Origin of the sequence: Paraburkholderia sp. WS6 (assembly GCF_030464835.1) — a bacterium.
Lineage (GTDB): Bacteria > Pseudomonadota > Gammaproteobacteria > Burkholderiales > Burkholderiaceae > Paraburkholderia > Paraburkholderia madseniana.
This window is the reverse complement of the sequence record NZ_JALQCK010000027.1, coordinates 110,962-122,945: the sequence shown is the minus strand read 5'-3', so window position 1 is coordinate 122,945 and position 11,984 is coordinate 110,962. Positions and strand designations below refer to the sequence as shown.

Below are 11,984 nucleotides of genomic sequence, written 5' to 3'. Positions count from 1 at the left end.
AAGGTTTCAGCTTTCACATCCTCCTTTCCCAGGCTTTCCCTGGCGCGATGTCATTTCCCTTCACATCCAGAGCAAGGTTCTCACGTTCCGTACCAAAGCCTGTATTGAGATCATGCCGCCTATACACCGACTGCCATCGGGACCGTAAGCAGGTATCGTCCCGACTTATCCTGGAGCTGGAAATCGTCCCCAGTTTTGACAGTGCTTTAAGGCAATAACGATGCGTCATCGGACGGTTCACTTTCGTTCATCTTCTCAATACTTACCTGCCATCCTCAACGGCTGACTTTTCCACGGTCGCTCACTACCACGCCTTTTGAACGCAGCAGCACCGGGCGGTTTGAAGCCTGCCCCTGCAGGCCGGCTTCGGAAGGCCAACTTCCATCTTCAGTACAGCATCACAAGCTCCTCGCTTGTGTTCGTGACACACACTTCCATTCGCCCCTAACCTCGATATAGGGGTGAGTAGACCCAAGGAACTTCACCCGGAGTCTCTCGCAGAACCGTGCGTAAACCTCTCGATTTACACCGCTCCCGGGCACTGTCACGTTGCAGAAATGGTCAAGTAAGATCGGGTGATGAAGAATGCTAAATCGCTTTACCACGGTCATCGCTTTCCGGCGGCGGTCATCAGTTGCGCGGTACGCTGGTATTTCAGGTTTCAGCTCAGCCTGCGTGATATCGAAGAACTGCTGTTCGAGCGCGGGGTTATCGTCAGCTACGAAACGGTCAGACGCTGGTGCGATAAGTTCGGTGCGGGCTTCGCACACCGTGTGAAAGCGGCGCGTCGCAGGCCCGGCACCACATGGCACCTTGACGAAGTATTTGTGACGTTGCGCGGCGAGCCTTACCCGTTGTGGCGCGCCGTCGATCAACACGGTGCCGAACTCGATATCCTGCTACAGAAGCGCCGCGACAAGGCAGCAGCGAAGCGGTTTTTCAAGCGCGTGCTTGCCTCGTGTACTGAGGCACCGCACAAGATCGTGACCGACCAGCTGCGTAGCTATCCGGCGGCGAAAGCCGAGATTCCCGCACTGGCTCACGTCAAGCACGTCTTCGTCAAAGCCAGCGCGCGGGTCAACAACTGGGCGGAAAACAGTCATCAGCCGACGCGCGAACGCGAGCGACGCATGCGTGGCTTCCGCGATCCTGAACGCACGCAGGCTTTCTTATCGAGCTTCGGTCCTATCCGGCAGCACTTCGCGCTCAAGCGACATCTGCTACGCGCCCCACTCTATCGCAAACAGCTCGCCGCACGGTTTGCCGCCTGGCATCGTTTCACTGAGGCCACCCAAGTTCCGTCCGTTTTCTGAGCAAGCGTGCATATTCTCCGCTTTTGCGTCGCAAGCAATTTAACGTGACAGAGCCCGCGCAATCCATCCCGTCCACGCGGCGAGGTTCATCGTCGGGGTCAGCCACCGCTACGGAAGTGACATCTCCCCGCTGGGCACGTGGGTCGCAAGCAGCGCACTGAGCAGCCTATGGCGACGTGAACGTGATGAAGAGGAATGCAAATCCGAGCGGATTCACCGAACGGATCTCCTCGCGTCGGGCTCGGATGTGGAGCGCGTCGAAACACGCGCGCTCGCTGAGCGCGAGAAACATCTTGCGCTCAAGCGTATGGATGTGCGTAGCGCGCCCCTCTCCTGGCTTTGAGGAACTCGCGACTAGACGCTCGGAAGACTGGCCGCCGGGCGAACGTTCAGTGGCAGGGCTGAAAAGCATTGGCAGGACAGCGAACTCGGACAAGCCGCTCAGGTCGCCTAGGGAAACAGGAACAAGCGATGCTTGTCACGGTTGCCTTTAGTGACCTCCCCCGTGTCCGCCTCCCCCGTGTCCGCCGCGTCCTTGTCCGCCGCGTCCACCGCCATGCCAGTGCTCGTAACCGTGCCAATGGTGGTCACCTCCCCGTCCACCCCAAATATTGATCGTCCCATACGCCGGGACGTAGACGGGTCCAGACGGGTATCCATACGCAGAATCGTACGGCTGGGCATACCCACCATCTCCATAACCCGGTGCGACTGCGCAACTACTCACACTTGCTGCGATGCCAAGCATTGCAATAATCCTAAGCACGGTGTTCATCCTAATGGCGAGTTGAGGGAGCGCTTTCGAAGAGCGAAGACTTATCGCCCTCGATCGTTCCCAGTCCCATTATCGATATCTGCGTCTGATGTAGGCATGGCGCGAAAATGTCATTTTTGACATTTCAGGAAACGCGCATCGGCCCACGCGCCCGATGTGAGCATGCCGCCGAGGGAACGTTTAGGGTCAGCGGGCCGACGGACAGCCTGCAGCAGCGACCCGGGGGGCGTGTGACGAGCGAGCGGGGATGGCCGACGGCAATACATCACCCGACGCGAAAGCGGGCAGACTTCCTCATGGCCTCTCCTCACCAGAGAGTTTGCAGAACCATCTATACGGAAGGAAAGCAAATGAGTGCAGCAATACGGGCGCGTGCGCCTCCCGGCGTGACGTGGGACGGCATCGATTGGGCCAATGTTCAACGCCAGGTAAGAAGGCTGCAGACACGTATGGTGAAGGCCGCACAGGCCGGCCGCTATAACAGGGTAAAAGCCCTGCAATGGCTGCTGACCCACTCGTTCAGCGGCCGTGCATTAGCCGTGAAGCGGGTGACTGAAAACAAAGGCAGGAACACCCCGGTGTGGACAAGGTAACGTGGAAAACACCGGCGGCAAAGGCCAACGCGATTGCGTCGTTGAAGAGGCGGGGTTACTCGTCCCTTCCGCTTCGGAGGGTTTTTATTCTGAAGAAAAACGGCAAGACGAGGCCGCTCGGGATATCGACGGTGATCTCATAATGCACCTCTCACAGTCGAGTGTTGGAATGCTGCGGTTGAACCGTACTTTGAAGCCCGCTGGGGCAAGAAGACGATGAACTCGCCAAGGGGCAGGGTCAAACTCTACCGCGTCTGGCTACGGCAGGATGGCCTGTGTCCGACCTGTCAGGAACCGATCGCACCGGGCAGCCCTTGGGCGACCCGGTTCATTGTGAAAAGAACCGAAGGCGGATCGGATGCAGCAGGCAACCTTCAGATGCACCATCTCAATTGCCATAGAAATCATTAGTCTGCCGGAACTACCATTGTGAAACCGGGTGTCGAAAGATGCCTTTGCAGAGGCTTGAGCCGTGTGGATCGAAAGACCCATGCACGGTTCTGAGCAGGCTGGACGCGGGTAACCGCGCCCAGCTACCCGACAAAACCGTTGGGCATGCCCTGCAATGTCTATCAGACCAACAACGCAGGCGAAACCGCGCTCTCGTTTGCGCCGCTGTTTCGCCGCCTCGATATGATCCCGGTGCTGGTGGCGCACGGCGCAAACGCGAACCATGTGGATGCGCGCGGCGGCACCGCGCTGCAAATGGCTATCGCGCAGCGCAATACGGCGGCGGCAGATGCACTGCGCCAAGCGGGTGCGACGGAGTGAAGCTCGGCTAGCTCAGGAAAAGATCGCTTCGATATCCGGCGACGCGTCTTTCACCTCGTCGAAGTTCAGTGTTGCTTCGATATGCTGCAGGTGATCCAGCATGCTCGCCGCAGCCTTTGCTTCGTCATGCGCTTCGATTGCATCAATCAGATCACTGTGCTCGTGATGCGGGCACGCCGGGGCGTTGGGCTTGTCGTAAAGCGTGATGACGAGGCACGTCAACGGCGCGAGTTCTCGCATCATCCGCAAGAGGATTTCGTTGCCGATCATCTCCGCGATCAGCACATGAAACTCGCCTGACAGCCGGATGATGGCGGGCCGGTCATTCTGCTTACGCGCGTCGCTTTCCTGCCGCACGTGCTTGCGTAACGCACGCACTTGCGCCGACGTCGCGGTGCGGCTCAACAGCCTGGCCATTTCCGGCTCGATCATGCGCCGCGTGACAAATACGTCTCGCGCCTGCTGGACGCTCGGGCTGGCGATAAAGGCCCCGCGATTCGGCACCAGCTCGACCAGCCCCTCGTGGGCAAGCTTGTTGAGCACTTCGCGAATCTTGGTCCGGCTCACGCCCGAGACTTCCGCGAGCCGCTCCTCAATCAATTTTGTACCGGGTGCAAGGCGATGCTCAAGCACCGCCTTCTGGATGCGGCCATAGATTTCCTCATTCGTAAACGGCGCCTTGGGCGCGGCAGCTTTACTGGCAGGCATGGAGGAGGCTCGACTCAAAGGGCTTCTCGCAACTGGGAATGGATCGATGATAGAGCAATCACGCGCGTTTTTGTACACAAAAATTCGATGGAGTGCCCGCGTCGAAACCACGCTCTAAAGGAGGGAACTGGAATTTTTTTGTATACAAACGTTCATCGGCGCTTATCGAGCCTGACAACCTGCAGACCTCTCTAGCAGGCGCCTTTTGGCCCGCGCAACAACCCTCATTTGGTGCCAATGATTCGATTTTGGTGCTCCCGTGCACCATCTTCATGCAAGCGTGCGTGTCGCAGTTTTCGCCATGATCCATTGACGTTCGTTCCAGAGAAGGTGTTCAGGAAGCAGCCGTTTCCACTATCGAGCGCGCATCCATCATTGCATACAATCTCTTTTATATTGCGTACAAACACTATGATTTATGTTGGCACAAAGTTTGCATTACGAGCATCCAGCAACCATCTTTTTCCGGCGCGGCACGCCAGAAGCAACCCTTGATATGGAAATCATGACGCAACGCACTCTGATTGGCATGTTAACCCCGTCTTCTAACACGGTTCTCGAACCGGTCACTTCGGCGATGCTCGCGGGCCTGCCCGACGTCAGCGCGCATTTCGGCCGCTTCCGGGTGACCCAGATCGCGTTGTCCGAACAGGCGCTGGCCCAGTTCGATGACGAGGAAATTCTCGGCGCAGCAGGGTTGCTCGCCGACGCGAAGCTGGACGTGATTGGCTGGAACGGGACATCGTCGGGCTGGCTCGGGTTTGAGGCAGACGAGCGCCTGTGCCGCAGCATCACAGAACGCACCGGTATTGCCGCCTGCACCTCGGTGCTCGCGCTCAACGAGATTTTCGCCATGACGGGCGTGCGTCGCTTCGGTCTGGTCACGCCATATCGCGACGACGTGCAGGCAAAGGTCATCTCAACGTATGGCAGCGCGGGCTTTGAATGTGTCGGTGAACGTCATCTGAACAAGCAGGACAATTTTTCGTTTTCGGAAGTCAGTGCGGACACGTTGCGTGAGATGGCGCGTGAAGTCGCAAAGAGCAAACCTGACGCGATTACGATTTTCTGCACCAATTTGCGCGGCGCGCCGCTCGCTGAAGAGCTTGAAGCCGAACTCGGCATTCCGGTGTACGACACCATCTCGACGGTGGTCTGGAAAGCGCTGCGGATGAGCGGCATCGATTCGTCGCGCGTCACCGGCTGGGGCAGCCTGTTCCGGGAGGTCGCATGAGCGACGCGGCGGCCTTCGACCTCGTGATCCGCGACGCGGATATCGCTACGGCGGCCGACCGCTTCACCGCCGACATCGGCGTACGCTACGGGCGCATCGTCGCGCTGGGCAACGGACTGGCTCGGGGCGCCAGCGAGATCGATGCAGGCGGCCGCCTCGTCACTCCAGGCGGCGTGGATAGCCACTGCCACCTGGATCAGGACACCGGCGACGACAGCGTGATGGCCGACGACTTCCTGAGCGGCACGGTTTCCGCTGCCTGCGGCGGCACCACCACGGTAATTCCGTTTGCGTGCCAGCAGAAGGGAAAAACGCTGCGTGCGGCGATCGATACGTACCACCGACGCGCCGACGCCCGCGCGGTGATTGACTACGCCTTCCATCTGATCGTCACCGATCCCACGCCGCATGTGCTCGACCAGGAGCTGCCGCAACTGATCGAAGAAGGTTATACGTCGTTCAAGATCTACATGACGTATGACGCGCTCAAGCTGAACGACCGTCAGATAATCGAACTGCTCGCACTGGCCCGCGTCCACGGTGCCATGGTGATGATTCATGCCGAAAACGCCGATTGCATTGCGTGGCTCACCGAAGCGCTGCTGGAGGAAGGCATCACCGCGCCGATCGGGCATGCGTTGTCCCGCCCGATGCTGGTCGAGCGCGAAGCGACGCATCGCGCCATCAGTCTCGCGCAGCTGGTCGACACGCCCGTGCTGATCGTGCACGTCTCCGGCCGCGAAGCGATCGAGCAGATTCGCTGGGCGCAAGGACATGGCCTCGCCGTCTACGCAGAGACATGTCCGCACTATCTGCTGCTGACCGAAGACATGCTCGAAGATGGCCCTCGCGGCTATCAATGTATCTGCAGTCCGCCGCCGCGCGACGAAGGCAATCGCCAGGCCGTCTGGGACGGACTCGTGAACGGTACGTTTCAGGTGCTCTCCTCCGACCATGCGCCGTTCCGCTTCGACGGTCCGCACGGCAAGCAGGTGGCCGGCGAAAACCCGCGCTTCGATCAGGTGCCCAACGGCATACCGGGTCTCGAGACGCGCATGGCCTTGCTGATGTCCGAAGGCGTGATGAACGGACGCATCGACATTCACGCCTTCGTCGCATTGACCGCAACCAATGCCGCGAAGCTCTACGGCCTTTATCCGCGCAAGGGCTCAATCGCAATCGGCGGCGACGCCGATCTGGTGATCTGGGACACAAATCGTGCCTTCACGCTCACCAACGATGCGTTGCACCACAACGTCGACTACACGCCGTACGAGGGTTGGCAGATGAAGGCGTGGCCAGCGCTGACGCTGTCGCGCGGCGACGTAGTGTGGGACGGCGTGCAGCCCAGCGGCACGCGCGGCCGCGGCGAGTTCCTGCCGGCCTTGCGCCCGCAACTGGCGCAACCGCATCGGCCGTTGAACCCACGTATTGACGCTCACCGGGTGCTACCGCGCTTTGCCTTTCCCGCCGTCTATCGCGAGTAGGAATGGCCTTGCGGACTCGCGCGGAACACGCAGTGCATTCGGCACTTTCCGCGCCGCTTTACATGCTGTCTTTATAACGTACGAACTGTGATTTTCTCTGGAGAGCCTGATGTCCGAACGATTTTCGCGTCGCCAATTCCTCCAACGTGCTGGCGCGGGTGCAGCCCTCGTGTCGATTGGGCTGCCCCGCTTTGCGATGGCCGCCGGGCTCACGCTTGACGACATCAAGAAGGCCGGGGTGCTGCGCATCGGCTGCGAAGCGACCTATCCGCCGCTGACGTATCGCGACGCGAGCGGTGCGATGATCGGCTACGACGTGGATCTCGCCGACGCGTTTTGCCGCAATCTCGGCGTCAAGGCGCAGTTCATCGACACGGTCTGGTCGGGCGTGATTCCGTCGCTCTACACGAAGAAGTTCGATCTGGTGATGAGCAGCCTGAGCTACACGGCCGAGCGCGAAAAGCACGTGGACTTCTCCGTGCCTTACGTCGAGGCCTCGCAGGCACTGCTGATTCGCGCGGCGGATCTGAAGAGCGTCACCAGCCTCAAGGGCATGAACGGCAAGGTGCTCGGACTCAAGCTCGGCTCGCCGGGTCAGATACTCGAACCGAAGCTCGATGTGCAATTGAAAGCAGCGGGCGGTGCGGGTTTCAAGGAAGTGAAAACCTTCGACGACCATCCGGCCGCCTATATCGCGCTGGCAGAAGGCAAAGTGGACGGCGTGCTCAACACATTGCCGACGCTTTCGCTCGTCCTGAAGAATGCGCCGGGCAAATACGCTATCGTCAAGGGCATCGGCGCGGATAACTGGGCGGGCATCGCAGCACGTACGGATGACACCGCGCTGATCGGCTTTATTGACCAGCAGCTGCGCAAGTTCAGAACAGACGGCACGTTGCATTCGCTGCAGCAGAAGTGGTTTGGTTTCGACATGAACTTGCCGGATGCAATTCCGGTGCTGTCCTGAGAGCGCGGCGTCCATGGACTGGAGCATTATCGTCATGGCGTTGCCGATCCTCGCGGTCGGCCTGCTCGCCACGCTGAAGGTTTGCCTCGCGGCCATCGCGATTGGTATCGTGCTCGGCTTCGCGCTGGGTTTCGGTGCGCTCAACCGCTTCAGGGCGGTTCGCATTGCCGTACTGGCGTATGTAGATTTCGTGCGCGGCACACCACTGCTCGTGCAGATCTTTCTCGTCTATTTTGCGCTGCCCGTCATCGGCATCAACTTCAACGAGTACTGGGCCGGCGTCATCGCGCTCAGTCTGAACGCGGGCGGCTTCATCTGCGAGATCGTGCGCGCCAGCATGCAGTCGGTCGATCGCGGCCAGACTGAAGCCGCGCAATCCATCGGCATGCGTCACGGCCAAATCGTTCTGCACGTGCTTTTTCCACAAGCGTGGCGGCGCATCCTGCCGCCGCTCACCAACGAACTGATCTCGCTGATCAAGGGTTCGGCGCTGCTGTCCGCGATCTCCGTGTATGAACTCACGCACGCCGGACAGGAAATCATCGCGACGTATTTCTCGCCGTTCGAGATTTTCCTGCTCATCGCCCTCTACTACTACGCGTTGATCTCGGCGCTGGCGTGGCTGTCGCGCTACCTCGAGCGGCGGCTGCCGCAATACTGACTTCATGAGCCCGGATTCCAGTATGTTTTCCATCGTCACCGCCTCTGACCTGCCCGCAGCGTCCGCCAGGGACGCCGTTGCGCGCCAGCATGAAGGCGGCGCTGCAACGCTGCTGTCCATAGAAGGGCTGCACAAGCGCTTCGGCGACAAGGTCATCCTGCCCTCCGTCTCGCTGGAGGTCGGGCACGGCGAGACCGTGGTGCTGATCGGGCCGTCGGGTTCGGGCAAGACCACGCTCCTGCGTTGTCTCAACTTCCTGGAGAGACCGGACGGCGGCACGATCCGCCTCGGCGGCCAGCGTATCGGGTTGTCGGAGCAAGGCCGCGCGCTGCCCGAAGCCGAACTGGCGCGACAGCGCAGCCGCTTCGGCTTCGTGTTTCAGCGCTTCAACCTGTTCGCGCATCTGAGTGCACTGGATAACGTCGCCGCCGGCCCGCAGCGCGTGCTGGGACTCTCGCGCGACGCGGCCCGCGCTCGCGCACAAGTTGCCTTGGAAAAAGTCCACCTAGCGCAGCACGTCAACAAGCGGCCCGCGCAACTCTCGGGCGGCCAGCAGCAACGCGTGGCGATTGCCCGCGCACTCGCGATGGAGCCGCAGATGATCCTGTTCGACGAGCCGACCTCGGCGCTCGACCCGGAACTCGTCAATGAAGTGCTCGACGTGATGCGCGATCTCGCCGCGGCCCATATGACGATGATGGTCGTGACACACGAGATGAGCTTCGCGCGCAACGTCGCGCATCGGGTGGTCTTCATGGACGCTGGCGCCATCGTCGAACAAGGCACGCCCGGCGACGTCTTCGGCCGTCCGCGCGAAGAGCGCACGCGGCGTTTCCTGCAGCACCTGCACACCTGAACTGAACCGGACCACCTGGCTGATGACTGCCCCACCTATCGAGCTTGACCTTGACCTGTTGCTACTGGGCGCCACCGTCGTGACGATGGACCCGGCCCAACCGCTGTTGCACGACGCGGCCATCGGCATACGCGGTAACCGTCTCACCTTTGTCGGCCGCGCCCAGGATCTGCCGGTGCAGACACGCACGCGGTCCACGCGCCGGCTTGCCGGACGCGTCATCGTACCCGGCTACGTGAACGTCCATACCCACGCCATTCTGACGATGGTGCGCGGCGTCGCCGAAGACCTGGGCTTTGCGCCCGCCTACACGCCAGGGATTCCACACGGCCATGACGTGCGCCCAGACGAAGCTATCGCGCTGGCGCGTCTCGGCGCGCTCGAAGCGATGCTGTTCGGCTCGACGCTGATCAACGACAGCTACGTCCACGCCGATCTGACCATGGAGGCCATGGCCGACCTCGGCCTGCGGGTGTATTCATGTGGCCGCCTGCACGACGTCGATTTCTCCGGCGTCGCGGACGGGCGCTGGGAATACCACGCCGCAACCGGCGAGCGCACGCTCAACGACGCGCTGGCGCTCGCTGGCCGCTGGCATCGCAAGCGCAACGGGCGCACCGGAGTCCAACTCGCCGTACATGCGCCCGACACCTGCTCCGACGACTTTCTGTGTCTGATTGCCGACGCAGCACGCACACATGATCTGGGCGTGACGACTCATCTCGCGCAAAGCCGTACCGAAGTTAGTGTAGTGAAGCAGCGTTCTGGTAAAAGCCCCGCGCAGTTGCTTGACGAGGTCGGACTGCTCAACGAAAGGCTCGTGGCGGCGCACTGCCTGTATCTGGACGACGACGACATCGCACGCGTCGGACGGGCCGGCATCACGGTGGCGCACATCCCCAAGGGCAACGCAACGGGCGGCACGATGGCGCCCACGCCGCGTCTGCGCACCGCCGGCGCGCGCATTGCATTGGGCACCGACAACATGCACGCCGATATGACCGAGGTGATGCGCTGGGCGCTGGCCATCGCGCGCATCCAGTTGGGCGAAGTCGCTGCGGACTGGCAACCCGCCGATGCGCTCACCATGGCGACGCACAACGGCGCGCAGGCCATGGGACTCGGCGACGAACTCGGCTGCCTCAAGACAGGCTGGCTCGCCGACCTCGCCATATTCGATTTCCAGCGCGCGCATCTGATTCCGCACCCCAGTCCGTTGGGCACGCTAGTACACACGGGACTTGGGCGCGATGTCGAGATGGTCATCGTGGACGGGGAGATTGTGGTCGACGGCGGCGCCCCCACCCGTTGCGACGCCGACGCGGTCATCGCTGCTGGAAAGCACGCCGCCACGCAACTATGGAAAAGGGCTAGCGCATGAGCACCCCGCACAGTATCGATTCGCAGTCGAGGCACGACTCAGCCGGCACCGGGACCTTCGTCCCTTCAACTACGCAAGCGCGTGCCTCGCAAACCGGTGCCGCCGTGCAGATGCGCGGCATCCAGCATCGTTTCGGCACCGTACCGGTTATCGAAGACGTCGCGCTCGACATTGCCGCAGGCGAACTGGTTGCGTTGCTCGGTCCGTCGGGCTGCGGCAAAAGCACGCTGTTGCGGATTCTCGCCGGCTTGCAGGTGCAGTCCGAGGGTGAAGTGCATATTGGCGGACAACGCGTGGACGGCCTCGCGCCACGCCAACGCGGCGTGGGCATCGTCTTCCAGAACTACGCGCTGTTTCCACACATGACGGTCGCCGCCAACGTCGCCTACGGTCTCGAAGCCAACGGCGTCGCGCGTCGTGATGCCGCTCACAAGGCGCTGCAGATGCTCGAAATGGTGCGCATGGAAGCATTCGCGAAGCGCTATCCGCGTGAGTTGTCGGGCGGTCAGCAACAACGCGTGGCACTGGCCCGCACGCTCGCCGTCGAGCCGCGCATCCTGCTGCTGGACGAGCCTTTTGCGGCGCTCGACAAAAACCTGCGGCTCGATATGCAGATCGAAATCCGCCGTCTGCAGCGCGAGTTGAATATCACGACCGTGATGGTGACGCACGATCAGGAAGAGGCCATGAGCATGGCCGACCGGGTCGCAGTGCTCAATCGAGGGCGGCTCGAACAATACGACTCGGCGGTCGCGATCTACGATCAGCCCGCAACCCCCTTCGTCGCCACCTTCGTCGGCACGGCGAATCTGCTGCCGGTCACCTTGCGCGTGCACGGCAGCCAGTGCCTGGCAAACTTCGACGATGGCGCCGTGCTGGCCGTCGCTCAGCCCGGCCCGTGGCGCGATGCCGGTGCGGCGCTGCTGGCGGTTCGCCCCGAGCAATGGGCGTGGCAGTTGCCCCAACCGGGCGCCAGCGCGCGTCAGCTGCTGGCTACAGTGCAACTGGCGATGCCGATCGGTCCCACGCTGGTGGTCGATCTGCAGACCGATGCCGGACAGACCGTGAAGATTTCCGTGCCACGCGCCGAGGGTGCCGACTTGCGCCCGGGCTTGCGCGTTGCGCTCGATTTCAAGTCAGGTGCGCGAGTGCGCACGTTCAAGGCGGCGCAACCCAGTAACGCAGGTGTTTAGCGCATGGTCACAATCGTCCTGGTCTAACGCGCCGCCCGCTTCGTT

Annotated in this window: 9 protein-coding genes and 2 pseudogenes; 10 read left to right on the top strand and 1 reads right to left on the bottom strand. The window is 61.5% G+C overall.

What is annotated here, in order from left to right; translation table 11 throughout:
- The first annotated feature begins 578 nt into the window (after nt 1-578).
- The 3 genes and pseudogenes from M0D64_RS28270 to M0D64_RS28260 all read left to right on the top strand — a co-directional run.
- On the top strand, nt 579-1,313 hold the full coding sequence (locus tag M0D64_RS28270) for an IS6 family transposase (RefSeq protein ID WP_266260154.1): 735 nt from the start codon (nt 579-581) through the stop codon (nt 1,311-1,313).
- A 1,125-nt stretch (nt 1,314-2,438) separates the two neighbouring features.
- Nucleotides 2,439-2,815: pseudogene (locus M0D64_RS44935) on the top strand (reverse transcriptase N-terminal domain-containing protein); the annotation flags it as partial.
- Between the two features lie 427 nt (nt 2,816-3,242).
- Nucleotides 3,243-3,452, top strand: a pseudogene (locus tag M0D64_RS28260) (ankyrin repeat domain-containing protein); the annotation flags it as partial.
- A gap of 12 nt (nt 3,453-3,464) precedes the next feature.
- Here M0D64_RS28260 and M0D64_RS28255 read toward each other — a convergent pair.
- Nucleotides 3,465-4,160 carry a GntR family transcriptional regulator gene (locus tag M0D64_RS28255; protein WP_266260152.1) on the bottom strand — a complete coding sequence of 232 codons (696 nt, stop codon included), beginning with the start codon at nt 4,158-4,160 and terminating at the stop codon, nt 3,465-3,467.
- Nucleotides 4,161-4,665: 505 nt separating this feature from the next.
- Here M0D64_RS28255 and M0D64_RS28250 point away from each other — a divergent pair.
- From M0D64_RS28250 to M0D64_RS28220, 7 genes are all read left to right on the top strand, one after another.
- Entirely contained in the window at nt 4,666-5,394 is a 729-nt protein-coding gene (locus M0D64_RS28250; protein ID WP_266260151.1) for an aspartate/glutamate racemase family protein, read from the top strand.
- A complete protein-coding gene (gene hydA, locus M0D64_RS28245) occupies nt 5,391-6,881 on the top strand; it encodes a dihydropyrimidinase (protein ID WP_266260150.1) in 1,491 nt (496 codons plus the stop codon). Before M0D64_RS28250 ends, hydA begins: the two co-directional genes overlap by 4 nt.
- Before the next feature lie 109 nt (nt 6,882-6,990).
- Nucleotides 6,991-7,848 carry a transporter substrate-binding domain-containing protein gene (locus tag M0D64_RS28240; protein ID WP_266260149.1) on the top strand — a complete coding sequence of 286 codons (858 nt, stop codon included), beginning with the start codon at nt 6,991-6,993 and terminating at the stop codon, nt 7,846-7,848.
- Between the two features lie 13 nt (nt 7,849-7,861).
- Nucleotides 7,862-8,509 carry an amino acid ABC transporter permease gene (locus tag M0D64_RS28235; protein ID WP_266260148.1) on the top strand — a complete coding sequence of 216 codons (648 nt, stop codon included), beginning with the start codon at nt 7,862-7,864 and terminating at the stop codon, nt 8,507-8,509.
- Between the two features lie 22 nt (nt 8,510-8,531).
- Nucleotides 8,532-9,365: an amino acid ABC transporter ATP-binding protein gene (locus tag M0D64_RS28230; protein ID WP_301717677.1), complete on the top strand. Its 834-nt coding sequence runs from the start codon at nt 8,532-8,534 to the stop codon at nt 9,363-9,365.
- Between the two features lie 22 nt (nt 9,366-9,387).
- Nucleotides 9,388-10,746 carry an amidohydrolase family protein gene (locus M0D64_RS28225; protein ID WP_266260147.1) on the top strand — a complete coding sequence of 453 codons (1,359 nt, stop codon included), beginning with the start codon at nt 9,388-9,390 and terminating at the stop codon, nt 10,744-10,746.
- Nucleotides 10,743-11,939: an ABC transporter ATP-binding protein gene (locus M0D64_RS28220; protein ID WP_233469035.1), complete on the top strand. Its 1,197-nt coding sequence runs from the start codon at nt 10,743-10,745 to the stop codon at nt 11,937-11,939. The genes M0D64_RS28225 and M0D64_RS28220 overlap by 4 nt, the downstream gene beginning before the upstream one ends.
- Nucleotides 11,940-11,984: the final 45 nt, after the last annotated feature.